Below are 21,559 nucleotides of genomic sequence, written 5' to 3'. Positions count from 1 at the left end.
CCGGGCCCGGGCGTCGAACTCGTCGCGGGGACGGGAACGGGGACGGTGCCACCCTGCGGTGGCCCCGTCCCCGTTCCTGCCGCGATGGGGGGAGGACTACTCGACGTCCTCGTCCACCCAGTCGAAGGTCTTCGTCACGGCCTTCTTCCAGTTGCGGTAGAGACGCTCGCGCTCGGCCTCGTCCATCTGCGGGGTCCAGCGCTTGTCCTCGGCCCAGTTGTCGACGACGTCCTGCTCGCCCTTCCAGAACCCGACGGCGATGCCCGCCGCGTACGCCGCGCCGAGCGCCGTCGTCTCGGCGACCTTCGGGCGCACGACGTCGACGCCGAGGATGTCGGCCTGGAACTGCATGAGCGCCTCGTTGGCGACCATGCCGCCGTCGACGCGCAGCTCCTTGAGGTCGACGCCGGAGTCGGCGTTCATCGCGTCGACCACCTCGCGGGACTGGTAGGCCGTCGCCTCGAGCACCGCCCGGGCGATGTGGCCCTTGTTGACGTACCGGGTGAGGCCGACGAGAGCACCGCGCGCGTCGGACCGCCAGTACGGCGCGAAGAGCCCGGAGAACGCCGGGACGAAGTAGGCCCCGCCGTTGTCCTCCACCGTCTCGGCGAGCTGCTCGATCTCCGGGGCGGAGCGGATGAGACCGAGGTTGTCGCGCAGCCACTGGACGAGGGAGCCGGTGACGGCGATCGAGCCCTCGAGGCAGTACACCTGAGGCTGGTCACCGATCTTGTAGCCCACCGTGGTGAGCAGGCCGTTCTCGCTGTGGACGAGCTCGGTGCCGGTGTTGAGCAGGAGGAAGTTGCCGGTGCCGTAGGTGTTCTTCGCGGCGCCGACCTCGAAGGCCGCCTGCCCGAACGTCGCCGCCTGCTGGTCACCGAGGATGCCGGAGATCGGCACGCCGGGCACGAGGCCGCCGGTTCGGCCCTCGCCGTACACCTCGGAGGAGGAGCGGATCTCCGGGAGCATCGACATGGGGATCCGCATGTCGCGCGCGATGTCCTCGTTCCAGGTGAGCGAGTCGATGTTCATGAGCATCGTGCGCGAGGCGTTGGTGACGTCGGTGACGTGCACCCCGCCGTCCGTGCCGCCGGTCATGTTCCACAGCACCCACGAGTCGGTGTTGCCGAAGAGGAGGTCGCCCGCCTCGGCCTTCTCGCGGGCCCCGTCGACGTTGTCGAGGATCCACGTGATCTTCGGGCCGGAGAAGTACGTGGCGAGCGGCAGGCCGACCTGCCGCTTGTACCTCTCCGGACCCTCGTCGCCGGCGAGCTCGTCGACGATGCGCTGGGTGCGGGTGTCCTGCCAGACGATCGCGTTGTAGACCGGCTTGCCGGTGGTGCGGTCCCACACGACGGCGGTCTCGCGCTGGTTGGTGATGCCGACGGCGGCGATGTCGCGGTGGGTGAGGTTGGCGCGCGTCAGTGCGAGGCCCACCACCTCCCGGACGTTGCCCCAGATCTCCATGGGGTCGTGCTCGACCCAGCCGGCGCGGGGGAGGATCTGCGCGTGCTCCTTCTGGCCCGTGGAGACGATGGTGCCGGAGTGGTCGAAGACGATCGCGCGGGAGCTCGTCGTCCCCTGGTCGATCGCGAGCACGTAGTCGGGCATGGCTGTCCTTTCGCGGTGGACGGTTGCTTGGCCTTGGGAGGGAGGGGTCACAGGAGCTGGACGCCGGCGAGGCCGCCGAGCGCGCCACCGACGAGCGGGCCGACGATCGGCACCCAGGAGTAGCCCCAGTCGCTGGCGCCCTTGCCCTGGATCGGCAGGAGCGCGTGGGCGATGCGAGGACCGAGGTCACGGGCCGGGTTGATGGCGTACCCGGTGGGACCACCGAGGCTGGCGCCGATACCGACGACGAGCAGCGCGACGGCGAGGGGCCCGAGGCCGGACGGCGTGAAGCCGAAGGCGACGATGACGAAGACGAGGACGAACGTGCCGACGACCTCCGTGACGACGTTCCAGCCGTAGCTGCGCACCTCCGGGCCGGTGGCGAAGACCGCGAGCTTGGAGGGTGCCGGGGCCTCGAGGTCGAAGTGCTTCTTGTAGGCGAGCCACATGACGACCGCGCCGATGAACGCGCCGATGAACTGGGCGAGGAAGTAGACGAGGGCGTTGCTGAACGTGTTGTCGATCGCGGGCAGCCCGAGCTCCTCGTTGCCCGCGAAGAAGGGCAGGTCGCCGGCCAGGAGGCCGACCGTGACGGCCGGGTTGATGTGGGCGCCGGTGGAGTAGGCGATGAAGACGCCGGCGAACACGGCGAGGCCCCATCCGAAGTTGATGAGGAGCCACCCCCCGCCGTTGCCCTTCGTGCGCGGCAGCACGACGTTGGCGACGACGCCGCAACCGAGCAGGGTCAGCATCGCTGTCCCCAGGAGCTCGGGTAGGAAGATCGCTGAGAAGTCCACGTTGTCCTCTCCTTCTTGGTGTACCTGACGGCGCGGCCTTGCGCCGTCAGGGGTCTGGGGTCAGGCGGGCGGCAGTGCCTCCATGGGCACGATGTCCGGCGCCTGCTGCCGGGCACGTTCGCCGGCGGCGTCGTCGGGCGCCTGTGCCGCCGCCTCCTCCGCCTCGCACGCCTGGGTGTAGGCGTCGAGCTCGCGGGCGCGGTTCTCCTCGTCCCATCCGAGGATCGGGGAGATGACGTCGAGGATCTCCGGCGCGGCGGCCAGGCCACGGTCGCGGACCTCGTAGACGAGGCGGGTACGGCGGACCATGACGTCCTCGAGGTGGAGGACGGACTCCTCGCGCGCCGCGTAGGCGACCTCGACCCGCAGGTAGGCGGGGGCGTGCTCGAGCGGACGGGCGAGGTCCGGCTGCTTCTCGACCATGTCGATGAGATCCTCGAGCATCGAGCCGTAACGGTGGAGCAGGTGGTCGACCATCGCCGCGGACCAGCCGTACTTCGCGGCGTAGCGGTGGGCCCGGCGACGCACGGCGCGCAGGCCGACGGCACCGAGGAGCGGGATCCGGTCGGTGATCGAGGGCAGGCGGGCCGCCTCGTCGCCGAGCGCGAAGTCGACGGCGTCCTTGGCCATCACCCGGTAGGTGGTGAGCTTGCCGCCGGCGATGACGGTGAGGCCGGGCACGGGGGAGGCGACGGTGTGCTCGCGGGAGACCTTCGCCGAGGAGGTGCCCTCCTTGGTGCCCGGCTGGAGCAGCGGGCGCAGGCCGGCGTACGTGCCGATGACGTCCTCGCGGGTCAGCGGGGTCTTGAGGACCGCGTTGGCGTGGTCGATGACGTAGTCGATGTCGGCGCGGGTGGCCACCGGGTGGCGCAGGTCGTGCTCGTAGGGGGTGTCCGTGGTCCCGATGATCCAGTAGCGGGACCACGGGATGATGAACAGGACGCTCTTCTCGGTCTGGAGGATCAGGCCCACGTCGCCACGGATCCGCTCGCGCGGCACGACGATGTGGATGCCCTTGGAGGCGAGCACCCGCAGCCCGCCGTCGCTGTCGGACAGCGCCTCGGTCTCCTCGGTCCACACGCCGGTGGCGTTGATGACCTGGCGGGCCTTGACCGCCAGGCGCTCCCCGGTCTCCAGGTCCAGGACGGTCGCGCCGCTCACGCGGCCGCTCTCGTCCTTCGTGAGGTCGACGACCTGCGCGCGGTTGGCGACGAGCGCGCCGTAGGCGGCGGCGGTGCGGATGATCGTCGTGACGAGGCGGGCGTCGTCGACGCTCGCGTCCCAGTACTGCACCGCGCCGATCGCGGCGTCGTGACGCAGGTCGGGGAAGAGCTGCTCCATCCGGGTGCGGCTGCGGTGGCGGTGCAGCGGCATGGCCCGCCTGCCGGGTGCGATGCCGGCGAGCGCGTCGTACAGCGCGACGCCCGCGCCGACGTAGGCCCGCTCCCACACGCGGTGCTCGAGCGGGTAGAGGAAGGGCACCCGCTTGACCAGGTGCGGGGCGAGCTGCTTGATGAGCAGGTCGCGCTCGGTGAGGGCCTCGTGGACGAGGTTGAAGTCGAGCATCTGCAGGTAGCGCAGTCCGCCGTGGACGAGCTTGCTCGACCAGCTCGAGGTGCCCGAGGCCCAGTCCTGGGCCTCGACGATCCCGACCCGCAGGCCGCGGGTGGCGGCGTCGAGCGCGATGCCGGCGCCCGTGACCCCGCCGCCGACGACGAGCACGTCCAGCCCGTCGGAGTCGCTCATCTGTGCCAGTGCCGCGCGTCGTGTGTCCGCGGTCAACGTGCTCGATGCCACAAGGAGTCCCTTCGGGTCGTCCGTCCTCCGTTCATGCTCGCGGTCCGCGAGGAGTGGCGCAAGAGAACGGGGCCCCGAGTTGTGGCGCCCGTCACGTCCGAGCATGCCCGCCCGCGGGCTGCGCCGTTCACACCCGGCTCTGCTCGACGGGCGCCCGGTAGGGGCCCACGGTCACCAGGCGCATGAGCATCTCGAGCGGGCCGCGTCCGACGAACCGCGTCCACAGCGTGCACACGACGAGCGTGACGACGACGAACCACACGAGCACCGCGTTCGACTCGGTGTACCAGACGACGCCGTTGCCGAGCAGGGCGATGACGACGATGTGCGCGGAGTAGGCGGTGAGCGCCATCGCCCCGGTGGCGGCGAGCGGGTGGAGGAGGACGCGGCTCACCCGCGCCGTCGCCGGCAGGGTCGTGAGGGCGAGCACGACGGCGAGCACGAGGAGCGCCACACCGCAGTTTCCGAGGACCTCGAAGGTGGAGTCGGCGTGCGGGTCGGTGCGCAGGAGCTGGTAGGCGAGCTCGGTCGTCGGGCGGACCACCGAGCTCAGCCAGGCCCCACCGCCGTACCCGACGAGCAGCAGCCCCAGGCCGGTCGCCCCCATGACCGCCTGGACCCGTGGCGAGCGCAGGTCCAGGCGCCCGACGCACAGGCCGAGCAGCATGTAGGTGATCCACACGATGGCGGGGTAGTAGCCGGTGAGGACGAGGTCGAGGAGCGCGTTGTCACCCAGCCCGGCCTGGACGGGGGCGGTTCCGTCGGCGCCGGGGTACAGGAGCGCGGCGAGGAGCGTCGGGCCGACCACCGCCGCGGTGAGCGCCATGACGCCGACGGCGGCGGGCGGCAGCGCGATGAACGCCGCGACGAGGAGGAACGTCACCGCGTAGGACGGCAGGATGACCGCGACCGGCGTGTCCAGTGCCGTGAGCAGCAGCCCGATGACGAAGACGACGACGGCCCGCGTGGCGATCCGCAGCCAGCCGTGGACCAGCGCCGGGCCGCGCGGGAGGGTGCGCCCGCCCGTGAACAGCGCGATCGACAGCCCGGCGAGGATCGCGAACATCGCCGACGGGCGCCCGTCGGCGACGACGAACCACGCGGGGGAGTGCTGCCCGTCCGGTGTCCCGTGCCCCAGGTGGGCGACGAACATGCCGAGGACGGCCAGCCCTCGCGCGATGTCGACGCCGACGATCCGTTCTCTCACCCGGTCCACAGTAGGCGCCGCGTCCCGCGGCCGGGCCGGATCTGCGGCGTCCGTCGCGTCCCTCGTGCCGGACGCCCCGGATGTCGTGGTGGTTCCTCCCTACGATGTCCCCGGGCCTGCACGCCGGGCCGTGTTCGACCGACGAAGGAGGACCGTGTCCGTGCCCACGCCCCTGCGCCGCGCGCTCGCCGGCGCCGCCCTGCTCGCCGTCCTCGCCGGGTGCGGTCAGGAGGTCGCCCCGGCCGGTCCCGAGCCCACCCTCACGCCCTCCGCCGCGCCGCCCGACGGGTCGGAGGAGGTCGACGAGCTCGCCCCGCGCGTCCTCGTCGGTCACGAGGGCGGGTTCCTCGTGCTCGACAGCGCCTCGGGTGAGGTCCTCGACGACGTCCCGCTCGCCGGGGTCGGCGGCCTGTCCCCGTCCCTCGACGGCCGCCACGTCCTCGTCGCCACGCCCGAGGGCCACCACGTCTACGACACCGGGGTCGAGGCCGAGGCGCACGGCGACCACGCCCACTACCTGCTGTGGCCCGCGGGGCTCACCGGCGACGTCGTGCCCGGCGGGGGTCGCGCCGTGACGAACGCCGGGAACACGGCGGTCGTCGGCGAGGACGGGGAGGTCCTCGTCCTCGGCCACCACCTCCTCGGCTCCGGGGCGCCGCCGGTGCACACGTGGACGGCGGCGCGGTCCGACACGGGCCTGGTCGTGCCGCTGGCCGAGGGCGGCATGCTCGTCGGCCGCGGGACCGACGCCGCGGCCGAGGTCGCGCTCTTCGACGATGCCGGCGCGGAGGTCACGACGGCACCGTGCCCCGGTCCGGCCGGGGCGCAGGGCGCCGCGGGCGGAGCCGTCGTCGTCGGCTGCGCCGACGGGCCGCTCGTGCTGCGCGACGGCGCCCTCACCCGGCCGACGGCCGAGGAGACGCCGGGCACCGCCGTCCTCGCCGGCTCGCCCCTCTCCGCCGTCGTCCTCGGCGGGTACGCGCCGGACCCGGACGGCGCGGCGCCGCAGCGGCTCTCGCTCGTCGACACCGCTGCCGGCAGCGTGCGGACCGTCGGGCTCGAGGCGGGCTACGGCCCCCGCTCCCTCGCCCGCGGCCCCTACGGGGAGGCGCTCGTCCTCACGACCGACGGCGTGCTGCGCGCGGTCGACGACCTCAGCGGCGAGCAGCTCGGCCAGGTCACCGTCGGCGGCGCGTGGTCGGGGCAGGAGCCGGCGCCCGTCCTCGTCGCCGTCGAGGGGTTCGCCTACGTCGCCGACCCCGCCGCCCGCGCGCTGCACGTCGTCGACCTGCTCAGCGGGCAGGTCCTGCACAGCCACGAGCTGCCCCACGTGCCCCTCGACCTCACGGTGGTCACCGGTCTGCCGCCCGTCGAGGGCTGAGCGGCCGACGCCCGCCGCGCCCGGGTACGGTGAGCCCATGCGTATCGCTCGTTTCACCACGGGGGACAGCCCCCGCTACGGCATCCTCGAGGACGGCTCCACGGACCTGGTGGTGCTCAAGGGCGACCCCCTGTTCATGCCGGTCACCACGACCGGGGAGCGCGTCGAGCTCGACTCCGTGCGGCTCCTCTCGCCGGTCATCCCGCGCTCGAAGGTCGTCGGCGTCGGGCGCAACTACGCCGAGCACGCCGCCGAGATGGGCAACGAGGTGCCCGACGAGCCGATCCTCTTCCTCAAGCCGAACACCTCCGTCACCGGCCCGGACGACCCGATCGTCGTCCCCGGCTACGCGGAGGAGGTCGACCACGAGGCCGAGCTCGCCGTCGTCATCTCCCGGATGGCCAAGAACGTGCCGGTGGACAAGGCCCTCGACCACGTCTTCGGGTACACCGTCGCCAACGACGTCACGGCCCGCGCCGCCCAGCGCGCGGACGTGACCTGGACGCGCGGCAAGGCGTTCGACACCTCCTGCCCCACCGGCCCGTTCCTCACCGTCGACCTCGACGTCTCCGACCTCGCCGTGCGCGCCTGGGTCGACGGCGAGCTGCGCCAGGACGGGCGGACGTCGCAGATGGTCCGCTCCGTGCCCGAGCTCATCGCCTACGTCTCGACGGTCTTCACCCTGCTCCCCGGCGACATCATCCTCACCGGCACCCCCGCCGGCGTCGGGCCGGTGCGGCCGGGCCAGCGCGTCGAGGTCGAGGTCGAGGGGATCGGCCGCTTCGGCAACACCGTCGTCAAGCGGTGACGGTGGCCGGCGACGTCGCGTGCCTCTTCTGCCGGATCGCCGCGGGGAGCGAGCCGGCGGAGGTCGTCCTGGCCACCGACGACGTCGTCGCCCTCCTCGACGCGCGGCCGGTGTTCAAGGGGCACGTGCTCCTCGTCCCGCGCACGCACGTCGTCACCCTGCCGGACCTCCCGGACGCGCTCGTCGTCCCGTTCCTCACGGCGTTGCGGACGCTGTCCGCGGTGGCGCCGCCCGCGCTCGGTGCGCAGGGGACGTTCGTCGCGATGAACAACGTCGTGAGCCAGAGCGTGGCGCACCTGCACGCCCACGTCGTCCCGCGGACGAAGGGGGACGGCCTGCGCGGCTTCTTCTGGCCGCGCACGAAGTACGCGCCGGGCGAGGCCGCCGAGTACGCCGCCCGCCTGCGCGAGGCGCTCGCCGACTCAGTGGAGTGAGACGTCCGGGTCGGTGAGCTCGTGGCTCACGAAGCGCACGGTGAGTCCGGCGCGGGTGGGGGCGCAGCAGTACAGCCCGGCGCTCACCTCGGCCGACGGGTCGAGGTACGCCAGGCGCACGAGGCGGAAGGGCTCGCCGTCGACCCGGGCGCGGACCGTGACCGCGTCCCCCATCCGGCTCGCGCGGACGGTGACGACACGGCCGGCCCAGCCGGGGACGGGCGCGACCGACCAGTCCGACCGGCCGTGGGTGACGACCGCGCCGACCTGCGGCAGGCCGTCGGACACCTCGACGCCCGCCTTGACCCACTCCGTGTCGGAGACCCAGAGGAACAGGCCCGCCTGGTCGAACTGCTCGCGGTAGTCGAGGTGGAAGGCCACCTCGAGTGCTCGTCCGGCGGGCAGCGGCTGGAGCAGGGCGTGCTCGGTGTCGTGCACGAAGCCGTAGGACGTGTGGCGCCAGGCGTCGCTGCCCTCGACGGCGGTGACGTGCAGCTCCTCGCCGACGACGGCGACGGACTCCGGCGGCGTCGTCCACGTCCCGTCCCGCAGCAGCTCGCTCAGGCTCATGGGGTCTCCTCCGTCCGGTCGCCGACTGCTCACACCGTAGTGGGGCGCGGGGGCGTCCTCAGGCGCCGTCGGGGCCCAACGGTGGGCGCAGCTCACGAGAGTAGTAGAAGGCGCGCTCGTCGGGGGCGACGTCCCCGCCACGGAAGCCGTGCCTCTCGTAGAAGCGCTGCGCGTCGACGTCGGCCTCGTCGACGTTGATCTCCACGAGGGCCACGCCCGCGGCGGTGGCGTCGGCCAGGAGGCGGTCGAGGACCGTCGAGCCGATGCCCTGCCCGCGGCGGTCGGGGACGACGTACAGCTCGTCCAGCAGCAGCACCGGGCCGTCGTACCAGACGTTCGGGCGGGACGTGAGGAGGGCGACGGCGACGGCCGGGTCCCCGGCGAGGAGCGCCGTCGTCCGTCCCGCCGGGAGCAGCTCGGTGAGCCGAGCGGCGAGGACGTCGACGCCCGGGGAGGGCGTGTCGAACTCGGTGTTGAAGTCGTGCAGCAGCCGCGCGACCACCGCAGCGTCGGACACCCCCGCCCAGCGCACCTCCATCACCGCACGCTACCCCTCGATGAACGCGTGCAGAATCCAGCTCTCGCGGGAAGCAGGGCTGGGCGGCGAGGGGAGGGGGAGGGGGAGAAGGACAGGGGGCCTCCCCGCCGGGAACCGGTGCTCGCGGCGGGGAGGGGGCCTGTCAGGTGGCGCTGGGGACCGGCTGCACGGCGGCGGCCTGCGCGGCGGCGGTCGTCCGCGGGAAGAGGCGGGCGAGGACGTCGGCCATCGTGGCCACGGCGGTCCGCCCCTCCGGCAGCTGGACCACGGCGAGGTGGTTGGACGTCTCCCGCATCCGCGTGAGCGCGGTGTGCAGCGGGGTGTCCGCCGCAAGCTCGAAGGACGGCTTCACCGCCTCGGTGACGGGGTCGTCGTCGGCGAGGAGCAGCGTGTCGCGCACATGGACCACGCCCGTCGGCGCGGGCGAGCCCGGCTCCTGGACGAGGATGCGCAGGTGGCCGCACTCGCGGGCCACTCGCCGCACGTCGCCCGCGGTCGCGTCGCCCGGCACGGTGACGGGAGCGGAGCGGCCGGCGACGAGGTCGGACATGGTCAGCCGGCGCAGGTCGAGCGCGCCGGAGAGCTGGGCGGAGTACGCCACCTCCAGCGCGCCGACGCTCGCCGAGTGCTCGACGAGGTGGCGCAGGTCGTCGGGGTTCTGGCCGTTGCCCACCTGCTCGACCGGCTCGACGCCGACCCTGCGCAGGCACCAGTTCGCGGCGCTGTTGAGGGCGACGAGGATGGGTCGCGTGGGCACCATGAACGCCCGCATCGGCAGGGCGAGCATCGTCGCGGACTTCTCCGGGTGGGCGATCGCCCACGACTTCGGCGCCATCTCCCCGACGACGAGGTGGAGGAAGGTGACGATGACGAGCGCGAGGACGAAGCCGACGACGTCGGCCACCCAGTAGGGCGCGCCGAGGTCACTGGCCAGCGGCGTGATCCAGTGGTGCACGGCCGGCTTGGTGATGGCACCGAGCGCGAGGGCGCACACGGTGATGCCGAGCTGGGAGCCGGCGAGGAGCACGGTGAGCTCGCTCGCGCTGCGCAGCGCGGCGCGCGCCGCGCGGCTGGTCGCGGCGGCGTCCTCCAGGCGGTGCCGCTTGGCCGCCAGGAGGGCGAACTCGACGGCGACGAAGAACGCGCTGAGCGCGATGATGACGACGGTCGCGAGGGCGACCACCCAGGGGATGCTCATCGGTCGCTCTCCTCGTCCTCGGCCTGCGGCTTGTCGGCGAGCGTCACCCGCACGAGGGCGGGGACGTGCCGCTCGACCTCGAGCACCTCGATGTGGAGCTGCTTGTCCGGTGGCGGCTCGGGCAGCACGAGGTTGGCCGGGTCCGGCGGCAGGTCGACGGTCACCGTCTGGCCGACCTCGGGAAGCGAGCCGTGGGACTCGATGACGAGGCCGGCGATCGTCTCGTAGTCCCCGCGGGGCAGGTCGTGGTCGATCGCGCGCTCGACCTCGTCGATGTGCACGTCACCGGCCATCGTCCAGGTGCCGTCCTCGAGGGGCGCGAGCCCGGGCGACTCGGGGGAGTCGTGCTCGTCGGTGATCTCACCGACGATCTCCTCGGCGAGGTCCTCGAGCGTGAGGACGCCGGTGAAGGTGCCGTACTCGTCGATGACGCACGCCATCTGGTTGCGGCTCGTGGAGAGCTCACGCAGCGCGTCCGGCAGCGCCATCGCCGTGGGCAGGATGAGGGCGGGACGCATGAGGCTGGCCGCCGTGGAGCCCTCGGGGACGGGGCCGTCGAGGACGTCGACGAGGTGGACGACGCCGATGACGTCGTCGTCCTCGCCCAGCACCGGGTAGCGCGAGTGGCCGCCTGCCATGAGCGCACGGATCTCGCTCACCGGCTGGTCGGCGCGCACGACGTCGACGCGGGCGCGGGGGATCATCGCGTGCTCGACGTCCTGGCGCGGGAAGTCGAGGATGCGGTCCAGGAGCATCGAGAGGTCGGCCGGAAGGTCACCGCTGGCGCGGGAGTCGGCGACGATGTGCTCGAGGTCGCGGGCGGTCGCGGAGTACTCGACGTCGTGGACCGGCTCGATGCGCAGCAGCCGCAGCAGGGCGTTGGACGCGGCGTCGAAGACCTTGACGAGCCAGCCGAAGACGGCGAGGTAGAGGTTCGTCGACCGGGCCAGCCACAGCGCCACGCCCTCGGGGCGGGCGATGGCGAGGTTCTTCGGGAACAGCTCGCCGAAGAGCATCTGGACGATGGTGGAGAAGACGAGCGCGAGGACGGTGCCGACGGCCACGCCCACACCCGTGGGCACGCCGACGCCACCGAGGGCCTCGCCGAGCGCCTGCCCGACGAGGGGCTCGGCGACGTAGCCGACGAGCAGGGCCGTGACGGTGATGCCGAGCTGTGCGCCGGAGAGCATGAAGGAGGTTCGCCGGGTCACCTGCAGGGCGCGCGTCGCGTTGGCGTCACCGGCCTCGGCGCGAGCGGCGAGCCGGGAGCGGTCGACCGCCATGTAGGCGAACTCCTGGGCGACGAAGTAGCCCGTAGCCGCGGTGATCACGAGGATCACGACGATCCCGAGAAGCAGGGAGAGCACCCAGGTCATCGGGCACACCTCCTGGGATCGGCGGTGGCGATGAGCTGGGTGCTGGTACTACAGGATTCGTCCATGGTCCTTCGGGGATCGGGATATACGTGGCCGCTACTGTAATGGCACAGCGACGGCTCTCAGCCCGGCGCGGGCCCACCCGGGCAGTGGGATCGGCCACTGGCCCTCAGGACAGGACGTCCTTGGTGGTGAAGCGGCCGTAGGCGAGCGCCCCGAAGACGGCGACGTAGCCGAGCTGGAGGAGGGCGTTGCGCCCGAAGGAGTCCCACACGACCGGCTGGCGCAGCAGGTCGGCGAACCCCAGCCAGTACTCGCTGAGCAGCCACGGGTGGAGCCAGGCGAGCTGGTCGAGGGACCCGAGGACCTGGACGACGATCGCGAGCACGGCTGTGGCGGCCATCGCGCCCACGGGCACGACGGTGAGCGTGGAGATGAAGAGCCCGACGGCGGTCAGCCCGAGCAGGGACAACGTGACGTACAGGGCGACGAGCAGGGCTCGCCACAGCGACTCCCACGCCCCGATGGTGTCGCCGGACAGGAGGGTCACCGGCCCGACCGGGAAGAGCAGCGCCCCGACGATCGACCCGGCGACGACGATGCTCAGCGTGGCCGCGAGGCAGAAGACGGCCGCCCCGGCGAACTTCACCAGGAGCAGCCTCCCGCGCTCGACGGGGGCGAGCAGGAGGTAGCGCAGGGTGCCGAGGCTCGCCTCGCCGGCCACCGTGTCGCCCGCGACGACCCCGACGGTGAGGGGCAGGAACAGCGGGATCGTCACGACGAGGGCGGTGATCGAGACGAACAGCCCGTTCTGGGTCACCCGGTCGAGGAACGGCGGCCCCTGCCCCGGCGCGGGCGGGTCGGAGGCGACCTTGACGACGACGGCGATGAGCACCGGGATCGCGGCGAGCGCGAGGAGCATCGCCAGGGTGCGGCGGCGGCGCAGGACGAGCCCGAGCTCCGAGGCGAGCAGGGGCCTGCCGCTGCCGCGCGTGGCGGTGTCACTGGGCAACGTCGAACCCCTCCCCGGTGAGCGCGACGAAGCGGTCCTCGAGCGTCTCCTGGACCACGCCGAACCCGCGCAGCCGGACCCCCGCCGCGACGAGCGCCTCGGCGAGCGTCTCGGGCAGGGGAGCGTCCTCGGGCAGGTCGGCGAGGACGACGGCCGCCCCGTCCGTGGTGCGCTCGTCGCCGGTGTCGTGGTGGCCGTCCCGCTGGGCGTCAGCGGTGACCGGGGTCAGACCGAGGCCGAGGCGGGCGAGCTCGGCCCGCGTGACCGCGGGGTCGGGCGTGAGGACGCGCAGCCGGGAGCGGCCGCGGCTGCGCAGGTCCTCCAGGCTCCCCTGGGCGACGAGCCGGCCGTGGCGCATGACCGCCGCGTGGCTGCAGACCTGCTCGACCTCGGCGAGCAGGTGGCTGGAGACGACGACGGTGGCGCCGTCCTCGGCGAGCGAGCGGACGAGGTTGCGCACCTCGCGGGTGCCCTGCGGGTCCAGGCCGTTGGTCGGCTCGTCCAGGACGAGGAGCTCGCGCGGCACGAGGAGGGCCGCGGCGATCCCCAGGCGCTGCTTCATCCCCAGGGAGTAGGCGCGTACCCGCTTGCCGCCGGCGTTCCCGAGGCCCACCCGGTCCAGGGCCGCCGCGACGCGCTGCGCGCGGGTGCCGGCGGGGGCGTGCCGGTCGGCGGCGTCGAGGCGCCGCAGGTTCGCCTCGCCGGAGAGGAACGGGTAGGCGGCAGGGCCCTCGACCAGCGCCCCGACCCGGGGCAGCACCCGGCTGAGCGAGCCGGGCATGTCCTGCCCGAGCACCTGGACCCGGCCCGCGGTGGCGGACGCGAGCCCGAGCACGATGCGGATGGTCGTCGTCTTGCCCGAGCCGTTGGGGCCGAGGAAGCCGAAGACGCTGCCGCGCGGGACCGCGAGGTCGAGGTCGGCGACGGCGAGCTGCTTGCCGAAGCGCTTGGTCAGGCCGTCTGTGCGGACGGCGAGGTCGCTCACCGGCCCGCGAGGGCCAGCAGGTGCTCGGGGGTGACGGCGCCGGCGAGGACACGGCCGTCGTCGGTGAGCAGGACGGTGAGCAGGGAGGTCGACAGCACCCGGCCACCGGGGACGGGATCGGTGAGCTGGTCGAGCAGCGGGTCGTCCGGCAGCCCGCCGACCTGCGTCTCGAGGACGGAGGCCCAGCCCTCGCCGAGCACCTGCCCCTCGGGCGCGGTGGCGGCGTCGTGCTCCTCCTCGAGGGCGGCGAGGTCGGGCAGCTCGAGGACCTCCTCCTCGACGGCCGCACCGGCCGGCGGGGTGAAGTCGAAGAGCGCGGCGTCCGGCGCGGAGAAGTCGATCTCGGTGTACGCGGCGTGCAGCGCGGGCTCGGACTGCCCGCGCGCCGTCACCGTGACCGCGAGAGGGAAGCCGTTCTCGCCGTCGACGGCGATGGTCACCGAGCCGACGAGCGTCTCCTGCGCGCGGGGCGTGAGGGTGAGGGTGTAGGCGTCGCGACCGGCGACGCTCTCGTCCTGGCCCACGGTGAGCCCGGTGCTCGGCTCGAGGGCCTCCACGGCCATCTCGGCGAGGTCCTGCGGGGTGGGCAGCGGGCCGTCCGGCGCGGGCGGCTCCGGCAGGCCCGAGGTGTCGGGCAGGAGGACGTGCAGCGCCTCGTTCGTCTGCGAGTCGTAGAACCACGCGTCCTGCGGCGTGAGGACGAGGTTGCGCTCGTCGAGGCCGTCGAGGTGCTGCAGTCGCATCGTTCCCGGGCCGGCGACGAAGACGCGGCCGGTGTTGTCCCCGGACAGGAGCGCGAGCGCGGACAGCGCCTCCTGGGCCTGCGCGCCGTCCTCCTCTGGCGCGGCCGTGGGGAGGTCTGCGTCCTCGAGGTCTGCGCTGCCGGGGCCGAGGTCGATGTCGGAGGGGAGCGGCAGCCCGAGGTCGGTGCTCGTCTCGAAGGTGCCGGAGAAGGCGGTGACGTCGTTCTCGGCGAGCATGGCGAGCACGTCCTGCGGCGACTTGTCGGGCAGGTCGACGGCGCCTGCCTGCGACGTGATCGTCACCGTGCCGGCGATGAGCGCGACGACGGCGCCGGCCGGGAGCCAGCGGTGCCAGGTGCTGCGGGCCATGGGGGTCTCCTCGGGAACGTACCTGTCTCGACGGTACGCCTGCCCTCCGACACGGGCCAGGTCTGGCCCGTGCAGGTCCTGTGCACGTGGGCGGCGCCGTGGGGGTGTCAGGGCTGGGGCAGCAGCCAGGCGCGGTCGGCCGCGAGCTGCAGGCCGACGTCCGCGCCCTCGGCGAGTATCGACCCGACGTCCGGGAGGCGACGAGCCCTCAAGACGCCGACAGCTGGATCCTGCACGGGGCAGGATCCAGCTGTCGGCGTGGGAGACGGGTGGCTACTGCCGCCCGACGTCGGAGCGGACGGCGGCGCGCAGGACCGCGCCCAGCTCGCGCTGGGTGATGACGCCGTCGGCCGCGAGCGGCCGCAGGACGTCACCGACGTGGCGGACGAACGCGCCGTGCGTGGCGTGGTCACCGTCCTCGTCGATGAGGTCGTTGAGGCAGCCGTCGGCGGTGTCGACGTTCTCCACCCCGGTGTCGACCCCGCCGATGACGACGGTCGCGCGGGTGTCGGAGCACTCGCCCGGCTCGCTGACGTCCTCGACGACGGTGAAGGTCACCGTGCCGTCGGCGGTGTTGCCGGCGACGTCGCTGGCCCGGTAGGCGAGCGTGTGCTCACCGGGCTCCGAGACGACGACCGGCGTGGTGTACGCGGTCCAGTCCCCGCCGTCGAGGGAGTACTCGACGGTGTCGACGCCGGAGTCGGCGTCGGTGGCCGCGAGGGTGACGGTGGCCGAGCCGACGTAGGCGTCGTCCTCGTCCTGCTCACCGGTGACGGTGGCGCTGACCTCGGGGGCCGTGGTGTCGGGGTCGGGAGTGTCCTCGGCGACGACGGTGAAGCTCACCGTGCCGTCCGCGGTGTTGCCCGCGACGTCCGTGGCCCGGTAGGCGAGCGTGTGCTCACCCGGCTCCGAGACGACGACCGGCGTGGTGTAGGCGGTCCAGTCCCCGCCGTCGAGGGAGTACTCGACGGTGTCGACGCCGGAGTCGGCGTCGGTGGCCGCCAGGGTCACGGTGGCGGAGCCGACGTAGTTGTCGTCGGCGTCCTGGTCACCGGTGACGGTGGCGCTGACCTCGGGGGCCGTGGTGTCGGGGTCGGGGGTGTCCTCGGCGACGACGGTGAAGCTCACCGTGCCGTCCGCGGTGTTGCCCGCGACGTCCGTGGCCCGGTAGGCGAGCGTGTGCTCACCCGGCTCCGAGACGACGACCGGCGTGTGGTAGTGCGTGAACTCCCCGCCGTCGAGGGAGTACTCGACCATGGCGACGCCGGAGTCGGCGTCCGTGGCCGCGAGGGTCACGGTGGCCGAGCCGACGTAGTTGTCGTCCTCGTCCTGCTCGCCGGTGACGGTCGCGGTGACCTCGGGGGCGGTGGTGTCGGGGTCGGGAGTGTCCTCGGCGACGACGGTGAAGGTCACCGTGCCGTCGGCGGTGTTGCCGGCGACGTCGGTGGCCCGGTAGGCCACGGTGTGCTCGCCGGGCGTGGAGACGACGACCGGCGCGGTGTACGCGGTCCAGTCCCCGCCGTCCAGGGAGTACTCGACGGTGTCGACGCCGGAGTCGGCGTCGGTGGCGCTCACCGTGACGGTCGCGGAGCCCACGTAGGCGTCGTCCTCGTCCTGCTCACCGGTGACGGTGGCGCTGACCTCGGGGGCGGTGGTGTCGGGGTCGGGGGTGTCCTCGGCGACGACGGTGAAGGTCACGGACCCGTCGGCGGTGTTGCCGGCGACGTCGGTGGCCCGGTAGGCGAGCGTGTGCTCACCCGGCTCCGAGACGACGACCGGCGTGGTGTACGCGGTCCAGTCCCCGCCGTCCAGGGAGTACTCGACGGTGTCGACGCCGGAGTCGGCGTCGGTGGCCGCGAGGGTCACGGTCGCGGAGCCGACGTAGGCCTCGTCGGCGTCCTGCTCACCGGTGACGGTGGCGCTGACCTCGGGGGCGGTGGTGTCGGGGTCGGGGACGTCCTCGGCGACGACAGTGAAGTCCACGGACCCGTCGGCGGTGTTGCCCGCGACGTCGGTGGCCCGGTAGGCCACGGTGTGCTCGCCCGGCGCGGAGACGGTGAGCGGGGTGGTGTAGGCGGTCCAGTCCCCGCCGTCGAGGGAGTACTCGACGGTGTCGACGCCGGAGCCGTCGTCGGTGGCGGCGAGGGTGACGGTGGCGGAGCCGACGTAGTTGTCGTCGGCGTCCTGGTCACCGGTGACGGTGGCCGTGACGGCCGGCGCGGTGGTGTCCGGGTCCGGGTCGCCCGGGTCGTCGCCGGTCACGGTGAACTCGCCGACCATCATCCCGTGGCCCGGGATCGTGCAGAAGTAGCGGTACTTGCCCGGCGTCAGGGTCACCTGCGCCTCGTGGCGCCCGCCCTGGGCGTCGAACGGGTTGGCGACGATGTTGAGCGAGACGTCGTGGTTGTAGCCCGGCGTCGAGGTGTCGAAGGTGAGCGTGTGCGGCATGCCGATGGTGTTCCCGGCGGCCACGCTGTTGTCGAAGATGATCGTCGCCGGACCGGCGACCGCCGTGGACGGCGCGGAGAGGTAGCGGTCGACGGGGTTGCCCGCCGTCCAGGTGAGGACCTGGTCCTGGGCCGAGGCGGCCGCCGGGACGAGGGAGAGACCCGCGAGCGCGCCGAGAAGCGCGACGAGGAGCCGGCGGAGGAGCCGGCTGCCGTCGGAGCGGGTACGGGGTCGGGGGGTGTGGTCGAGCTGAGACATGGACGGTGACACCTTTCGAGGGAGTCTCACGAAGGTGGACCGGTGCGGCGGGCTGGCGCCCGCCGCACCGGTCCGGGTACGACCTAGGAGAGGTCCTTCACGCGGACGTTGCGGAACTCCATGAGGTCGTTGTTGCCGTGGTTCTGCAGGCCGATGAAGCCGCTCGCGAACTGGCGCAGGTCGGTGGGCGGGTCGCCGGCGCGCGAGGACTGCTGGCCGGGGGCGTTCTCCCACTCGTTGATCACCACGCCGTTGCGCAGGATCGTGTACTGCTGGCCGACGACGCGGATCTCGTAGTCGTTCCACGTGCCCTTCTCCGTGACACCGGCCTCCTCGAGGGTGGTGGGGGAGAAGTTGTAGACCGACCCGGTCTTCTGCGGCTCGCCGGTCGGGCCGTCGTACAGCTGGATCTCGTGACCGCACATGATCGCGACCCAGGCCTCGGACTGGTTCTGTCCGCACTCGGGCTGCTCGGCGGCCGTCGGGTCCGGGAAGCGGATGAACACGCCGCTGTTGGCGTACGTGTCGCCCTCGGACACGTCGCGGTACTGCAGCTTGAGCGAGAAGTCGGAGAACTCCTCCTCCTCGTACCACAGCATCCCGAGCCCACCCTGGCTGAGGAGCGAGCCGCCCGGGAGCAGCTCGAAGTGCCCGCCCGGCGCCTGACGCCACCCGTCGAGGGAGTCGTCCGTGCCGTCGAAGAGCCAGCGGTAGCCGCCCTCAGAGAGGTCGGCGCGGGTCGCGGCGGTGCTCAGGCGTCCGGCGTCGCGGCCGGTGAGCACGCCGTCGGCCCGGAGCTGACGCACCAGGTCGTTGACGTGCCGGACGAAGGCACCCTTGTTGTCCCACTCGCCCTCGTCGTTGACGAGGTCGGCGATGGTGCAACCGCCCAGGTCCTGGTTCGCCACGCCCGTGTCGACGTCACCGATCCACACCGTGTCACGCGCGTCGGGGACGGCGCACTCGATGACGACCGGGGTCTCCACCGTCTCCACCGAGCCGTCCGCGTAGGTGACGGTCAGCGTGGCGGTGTAGTCCGCGATCCGGTCGTAGGTGTGCCGGGGGTCGGCCTCGGTGGACGTGTTCCCGTCCCCGAAGTCCCACTGCCACGACACGCCGCCGGAGCGGGAGCCGGTGAACTGCACCGTGAGCGGGCTGCTCTGGACGCTCGTCGCCAGCGCGGTCGGCGCCGGGGTGGCCGGGCCGCCGTTGTAGACGACGCGGATGAGCTTCTGGTTCTGGTCCAGGGTGAAGAACGCGCTGCCGTAGTCGAGCATGTACAGCGCGCCGTCCGGCCCGAACTCCGCGTCCATCCAGCTCTGCAGCTGGTTGCTGCCGCCGCCGGCGCGGATGATGTGGCGCAGGTCCTCGGCGAAGGCCGGGGGAGACTGCTCCTCGATGCCGTCCGGGTCCGGGGTCACCGCGACGCGGTTGTTGGAGTTGGACTGGTCACCGATGAGCCACTTGCCCTCCCAGTACTCCGGCCACGCGACGTCGCTGTCCTCGGCGACCTGCGAGGTGCGGTAGGTCGGTCCGGACATGACCGCCTGGCCGCCACCACGCAGGTAGGGCTGGGTGTAGACGACCTCCTCGGCGTCGTAGCTCGGGATGCCGTTCTCGTCACGCGGGAAGACCGGGCCACCGCCACCGGGGGAGTACCAGATCATGTTGTCCCGCGCGTCGGGGATGTCCACCAGGCCGGTGTTGCGCGGCGAGGTGTTCTCCAGGTCGTCGCAGTCGTACCAGTCGGTGAGGACGCTGGCGTCCTCGTTGCTCCGGTCACGGTACGGCTGACGGTCGCCCATGCAGAAGGGCCAGCCCTGGTTCCCGGCCGAGGTGATGATCGTGGCCGTCTCGTACTTCGCCGGGCCGAGCTCGGGGCTCGGGCCGCCCGCGTCGGGCCCGACCCACGCGGTGGTCACCCAGTCGGTGTCCGGGTCGACCTGCAGCCGCGAGGGGTTGCGCAGACCCATGACGTAGATCTCGGCGAGCGACTTCCCGCCGCCCTCCTCCTCACCGGTGAACAGGTTGCCCTCGGGGATCGTGTACGTGCCGTCGTCCTCGGGGTGGATCCGGATGATCTTGCCGTTGAGGTCGTTGGTGTTGCCCGACGTGCGACGCGCGTCCTGGAAGGAGATCCCGGCGTACTCCTGGGTCCAGTTGTTGCCCGAGTAGCCCTCGGACCCCTGGGAGGAGTTCGAGTCACCGGTGGACACGTAGAGGTTGCCCTCGCTGTCGAAGTCCATGCCGCCGCCGGCGTGGCAGCAGCTGTGGATCTGCGTCTCCCACTCGAGGAGGTCGACGCGGGACTCCTGGTCGATCGTGACGTTCTCCGGGTCGTAGGTGAACCGGGAGATCGTGCGCATGCCCACGCGCTGCTCGGTGTCGATCGAGTCGTAGGGCATCCAGTAGACGTAGAGCCAGTTGTTCTCGGCGAAGTTCGGGTCCGGCTCGATGCCGAACAGGCCCTCCTCCGACTTCGTCAGCTCGTCACCGCTGCCGCGGTTGCCGAAGACGTCGAGCACGGTGAGCAGGGTGACCTCACGGGTCTCCGGGTCCCACTGGTGGATGCTGCCGCAGCCCAGGCCCACGTTCTCCGAGTCCCACGAGGGGATCGGGCCGGTGGGGCAGGCGCCGCGGCCGACGTAGAAGATCGTGCCGTCCGGCGCGGCGGACAGGCCGTGCGACTCACCGATCTGGTCGAGCGTGCCGGGGGTGTTGGTCGACGTCAGACGCTCGATCTCGTAGTTCGAGCCGATCGTCGCCTGGCAGTCGGCGCGCACGATGCCGGTGGACCACTGGATCGCACCGAGCAGGTGGCTGCGGAAGCCGTCCTCGGAGTAGCTCTCCGCGGTGCCGCCCATGCCGGTGTAGAAGGACCGGCCGCCGTCGTAGTCACGGCACCACGAGATCGGGTGGAAGGCGCCGTTGGCACTGGACCCGGCGTCGTAGTCCCACTCCTGGACCTGGGCCACGGTGTGGACCTGCCCGATCGGGTTCTCCTGCCAGTTGTACCACTTGTCCGAACGCGTCCAGTTGAGCGGCAGACCCGCGTTCGCCACGTGCTGGCGGTCGACGACGTTGACGGTCGCCTCCTGCACGGGGATCTCGACGTCCGGCGGGTTGGCCGACTCGTCGGTGAAGAGCAGCCAGTCGGCGAGCTGGGTGAGACCCTCGCCGGAGTTCTTCGTGATGTCGAGCTGGAAGAACTTGTACTCCGCGGAGTTCTCGATCTCGTAGCTCTTGCGCTGGAAGCGCTGGGGGAAGTCGTCGCTGCGGGTGTCGAGGTCGACCCACGTCTGGCCGTCGACCGACCCGCGCATCGTCCAGGTCTCCGGGTCACGGCCCGCGGAGTCGTTCGCCGAGGTCATGACGTAGCTCGTGATGACGGCCGGCTCGGCCAGCTCGAGGGTGATCGTCGCCGTCGGGACGAAGCCGAGCCACTTGGTGCCCTCGTCGTCGTCGATGAGGTTGGCCGCGGTCTCGTTCGGCGGGTTCTCGGCGCTCGCGGAGATGCTCGTGACCGCCTGCGGCGTGGGCCGGATGCCCGCGGGGCGGGCGCCGAGCAGGCCGGTGAACCACTGCGACTCGGCCTGGGCGGTGACGGCGTCGCGGACTCCGAGGAAGCCTCCGCCGTCGTTGATGAAGTCCTGGAGGGCGGCCTCCTGGTCGACGTCGAGGTCGTTGCCCTCGGCGGACAGGAAGACGACGCCGCGGTAGCCGTCGAGGTTCTCGTCGGTGAAGGCGGTCGCGTCGTCGGTGACGGTGACCTCGAAGCCGTGCTCCTCACCGAGCTCGGTGATCGTCGTCGCGGCCTCGACGACCGGGTCCTCCTGGACCTCCGGGTCGCCGTGGTAGACGAGGACGGCGACGTCCGTGGCCGCCTGCGCGGCGGTCGCGACCGCCTTGGCCGTTCCGCCCGTCCGCTCGGCACGGTCCGCGCCCGGCGCGGCGAGCGCGGGACCGGCGGACATGGTCAGCATGAGCGCGGCGCTGGCCGTGAGGACCCCGGCGCGTCTGAGGCGGT

Annotated in this window: 15 protein-coding genes and 1 pseudogene; 3 read left to right on the top strand and 13 right to left on the bottom strand. The window is 72.5% G+C overall.

Annotated features, from left to right (window positions below; translation table 11 throughout):
- Positions 1–96 precede the first annotated feature (96 nt).
- The 4 genes from glpK to FE251_RS11680 form a co-directional block, all read right to left on the bottom strand.
- The gene (gene glpK / locus FE251_RS11695; protein WP_139071420.1) at positions 97–1,611 is read right to left on the bottom strand and encodes a glycerol kinase GlpK; all 1,515 of its coding nucleotides are present in this window, start codon (positions 1,609–1,611) and stop codon (positions 97–99) included.
- Positions 1,612–1,658: 47 nt separating this feature from the next.
- Complete coding sequence (locus FE251_RS11690) at positions 1,659–2,363, bottom strand: MIP/aquaporin family protein (protein ID WP_230976630.1); 705 nt, start codon at positions 2,361–2,363, stop codon at positions 1,659–1,661.
- A gap of 105 nt (positions 2,364–2,468) precedes the next feature.
- Positions 2,469–4,154 (bottom strand): glycerol-3-phosphate dehydrogenase/oxidase, encoded by a 1,686-nt coding sequence (locus FE251_RS11685; RefSeq protein WP_230976416.1) that lies wholly within the window; start codon positions 4,152–4,154, stop codon positions 2,469–2,471.
- A gap of 178 nt (positions 4,155–4,332) precedes the next feature.
- Complete coding sequence (locus FE251_RS11680; RefSeq protein WP_139071417.1) at positions 4,333–5,412, bottom strand: DUF418 domain-containing protein; 1,080 nt, start codon at positions 5,410–5,412, stop codon at positions 4,333–4,335.
- 154 nt (positions 5,413–5,566) lie between these two features.
- Here FE251_RS11680 and FE251_RS11675 point away from each other — a divergent pair, with 154 nt between their 5' ends.
- The 3 genes from FE251_RS11675 to FE251_RS11665 are packed head-to-tail and all read left to right on the top strand — an operon-like array spanning position 5,567 to position 8,035.
- Entirely contained in the window at positions 5,567–6,793 is a 1,227-nt protein-coding gene (locus tag FE251_RS11675) for a hypothetical protein (RefSeq protein WP_139948866.1), read from the top strand.
- 37 nt (positions 6,794–6,830) lie between these two features.
- Positions 6,831–7,601, top strand: a complete 771-nt coding sequence (locus FE251_RS11670) for a fumarylacetoacetate hydrolase family protein (protein ID WP_139071415.1) — start codon at positions 6,831–6,833, stop codon at positions 7,599–7,601.
- Between the two features lie 2 nt (positions 7,602–7,603).
- Positions 7,604–8,035, top strand: a complete 432-nt coding sequence (locus FE251_RS11665) for an HIT family protein (RefSeq protein ID WP_139948865.1) — start codon at positions 7,604–7,606, stop codon at positions 8,033–8,035.
- Here FE251_RS11665 and FE251_RS11660 read toward each other — a convergent pair.
- The 9 genes and pseudogenes from FE251_RS11660 to FE251_RS11620 all read right to left on the bottom strand — a co-directional run bounded on the left by FE251_RS11660 (position 8,024) and on the right by FE251_RS11620 (position 21,515).
- Positions 8,024–8,605, bottom strand: coding sequence for a DUF1349 domain-containing protein (locus FE251_RS11660; protein ID WP_139948864.1), 582 nt, complete (start codon positions 8,603–8,605; stop codon positions 8,024–8,026). The two genes, FE251_RS11665 and FE251_RS11660, sit on opposite strands and share 12 nt — an antisense overlap.
- Before the next feature lie 58 nt (positions 8,606–8,663).
- Entirely contained in the window at positions 8,664–9,143 is a 480-nt protein-coding gene (locus FE251_RS11655; RefSeq protein WP_139071412.1) for a GNAT family N-acetyltransferase, read from the bottom strand.
- Positions 9,144–9,285: 142 nt separating this feature from the next.
- Positions 9,286–10,341, bottom strand: coding sequence for a CNNM domain-containing protein (locus FE251_RS11650; protein WP_139948863.1), 1,056 nt, complete (start codon positions 10,339–10,341; stop codon positions 9,286–9,288).
- Positions 10,338–11,717 (bottom strand): hemolysin family protein, encoded by a 1,380-nt coding sequence (locus tag FE251_RS11645; protein ID WP_139948862.1) that lies wholly within the window; start codon positions 11,715–11,717, stop codon positions 10,338–10,340. Before FE251_RS11645 ends, FE251_RS11650 begins: the two co-directional genes overlap by 4 nt.
- Positions 11,718–11,886: 169 nt before the next feature.
- Positions 11,887–12,729, bottom strand: a complete 843-nt coding sequence (locus tag FE251_RS11640; protein ID WP_230976415.1) for an ABC transporter permease — start codon at positions 12,727–12,729, stop codon at positions 11,887–11,889.
- Positions 12,719–13,714: an ABC transporter ATP-binding protein gene (locus tag FE251_RS15875; RefSeq protein ID WP_139948860.1), complete on the bottom strand. Its 996-nt coding sequence runs from the start codon at positions 13,712–13,714 to the stop codon at positions 12,719–12,721. The genes FE251_RS11640 and FE251_RS15875 overlap by 11 nt, the downstream gene beginning before the upstream one ends.
- Positions 13,711–14,826 carry a LolA family protein gene (locus FE251_RS11630; protein WP_139948859.1) on the bottom strand — a complete coding sequence of 372 codons (1,116 nt, stop codon included), beginning with the start codon at positions 14,824–14,826 and terminating at the stop codon, positions 13,711–13,713. Before FE251_RS11630 ends, FE251_RS15875 begins: the two co-directional genes overlap by 4 nt.
- 459 nt (positions 14,827–15,285) lie before the next feature.
- Positions 15,286–17,418: pseudogene (locus FE251_RS11625) on the bottom strand (OmpL47-type beta-barrel domain-containing protein); the annotation flags it as partial.
- 197 nt (positions 17,419–17,615) lie between these two features.
- Complete coding sequence (locus tag FE251_RS11620) at positions 17,616–21,515, bottom strand: ThuA domain-containing protein (RefSeq protein ID WP_139948857.1); 3,900 nt, start codon at positions 21,513–21,515, stop codon at positions 17,616–17,618.
- Positions 21,516–21,559 lie beyond the last annotated feature (44 nt).

The sequence above is a fragment of the Georgenia wutianyii genome (genome assembly GCF_006349365.1).
GTDB lineage: Bacteria > Actinomycetota > Actinomycetes > Actinomycetales > Actinomycetaceae > Oceanitalea > Oceanitalea wutianyii.
This window is presented reverse-complemented; position numbering and strand designations above follow the sequence as displayed.

What these genes read in the sequence shown, in the direction of transcription:
- glpK (WP_139071420.1), bottom strand. Translation starts at nt 1,611, where the DNA reads ATGCCCGACTACGTGCTCGCGATCGACCAGGGGACGACGAGCTCCCGC.
- FE251_RS11690 (WP_230976630.1), bottom strand. Translation starts at nt 2,363, where the DNA reads ATGCTGACCCTGCTCGGTTGCGGCGTCGTCGCCAACGTCGTGCTGCCG.
- FE251_RS11685 (WP_230976416.1), bottom strand. Translation starts at nt 4,154, where the DNA reads ATGAGCGACTCCGACGGGCTGGACGTGCTCGTCGTCGGCGGCGGGGTC.
- FE251_RS11670 (WP_139071415.1), top strand. Translation starts at nt 6,831, where the DNA reads ATGCGTATCGCTCGTTTCACCACGGGGGACAGCCCCCGCTACGGCATC.
- FE251_RS11660 (WP_139948864.1), bottom strand. Translation starts at nt 8,605, where the DNA reads ATGAGCCTGAGCGAGCTGCTGCGGGACGGGACGTGGACGACGCCGCCG.
- FE251_RS11655 (WP_139071412.1), bottom strand. Translation starts at nt 9,143, where the DNA reads ATGGAGGTGCGCTGGGCGGGGGTGTCCGACGCTGCGGTGGTCGCGCGG.
- FE251_RS11650 (WP_139948863.1), bottom strand. Translation starts at nt 10,341, where the DNA reads ATGAGCATCCCCTGGGTGGTCGCCCTCGCGACCGTCGTCATCATCGCG.
- FE251_RS11645 (WP_139948862.1), bottom strand. Translation starts at nt 11,717, where the DNA reads ATGACCTGGGTGCTCTCCCTGCTTCTCGGGATCGTCGTGATCCTCGTG.
- FE251_RS11630 (WP_139948859.1), bottom strand. Translation starts at nt 14,826, where the DNA reads ATGGCCCGCAGCACCTGGCACCGCTGGCTCCCGGCCGGCGCCGTCGTC.
- FE251_RS11620 (WP_139948857.1), bottom strand. Translation starts at nt 21,515, where the DNA reads ATGCTGACCATGTCCGCCGGTCCCGCGCTCGCCGCGCCGGGCGCGGAC.